The organism is Simplicispira sp. GW247-4R2A (genome assembly GCF_059424465.1).
Genome location: NZ_JBWKZM010000058.1, coordinates 1 through 1330, shown reverse-complemented (window position 1 = coordinate 1330; position 1330 = coordinate 1). Strand labels below are relative to the sequence as shown.

The window sequence follows — 1330 nt, the reverse complement described above, 5'->3', positions numbered from 1 at the left end:
CAGGATGCCCAAGCCGCCATAGCCGCCGCCAACGCTGCCTGGCCGGCCTGGCGCAGCAAAACCGCCAAGGAGCGCAGCAGCATCCTGCGCAAATGGTTCGAACTCCTCATGCAGCATCAGGACGACCTCGGCCGCATCATGACCGCCGAGCAGGGCAAACCCCTTCCCGAAGCCAAAGGCGAAGTCGCCTATGGCGCCAGCTTCGTCGAGTGGTTCGCCGAAGAAGCCAAACGCGTCAATGGCGAAACCCTGCCCCAGTTCGACAACAACAAGCGCCTCTTGGTCTTGAAGCAGCCCATTGGCGTCTGCGCAGCCATCACCCCCTGGAACTTCCCGCTGGCCATGATTACCCGCAAGGTGGCCCCGGCCCTCGCCGCAGGCTGCACCGTGGTCATCAAACCCGCGGAACTCACCCCCCTCTCGGCCCTTGCCGCCGCCGAACTGGCCCAGCGCGCCGGCATCCCGGCGGGGGTGCTCAACATGCTGTGCGCCGACGCCGACAACTCCATTGCCATTGGCAAGGTGCTCTGCGAGAGCCCCATCGTGCGCCACATCAGCTTTACCGGCTCCACCGAAGTCGGCCGCATCCTGATGGCGCAGTCCGCGCCCACGGTCAAGAAGATGTCGCTCGAACTGGGCGGCAACGCGCCGTTCATCGTCTTCAACGATGCCGACATCGACAGCGCCGTCGAAGGCGCCTTTGCCAGCAAGTACCGCAACGCCGGCCAGACCTGCGTCTGCTCCAACCGCTTCTACGTGCAAGCCGGGGTCTACGACGAATTCGTGCGGAAGTTCGCCGCCAAGGTACAAACCGCCAAGGTCGGCAATGGCTTTGAGGACGGCGTGAACCAGGGCCCGCTGATCGAAGAAGCGGCCCTCGTCAAGGTGCAGCGCCATGTGGAGGACGCCATCGCCAAGGGCGGCAAGCTGCTCACCGGCGGCAAGCGCCTCAAAGCCTTGGGCTCGGGCCAGTTCTTCGAGCCCACGGTGCTGGCCAACGCCAGCGCCGACATGCTGTGCGCCACCGAAGAGACCTTTGGCCCCTTTGCCCCGGTGTTCAAGTTCGAGACCGAGCAGCAGGCCATTGATGCGGCCAACAACACCGAGTTTGGCTTGGCCAGCTACTTCTACAGCCGCGACGTGGGCCGCATTTTCCGCGTGGGCGAAGCGCTCGAATACGGCATGGTGGGCGTGAACACGGGAATCATTTCCACCGAGCATGTGCCGTTCGGCGGCGTCAAGCAGTCGGGCCTGGGGCGCGAGGGCTCGCACCACGGCATGGACGACTATGTGGAGATCAAGTACCTGTGCCTGGGGGATATTCAGCAGT

At 64.4% G+C, this 1330-nt stretch carries 1 protein-coding gene; it reads left to right on the top strand.

The window, feature by feature from the left end:
• Positions 1-1330 (top strand): NAD-dependent succinate-semialdehyde dehydrogenase (locus AC07ZH_RS20465; RefSeq protein WP_495201115.1); only part of this gene is annotated, 1330 nt, incomplete at both ends.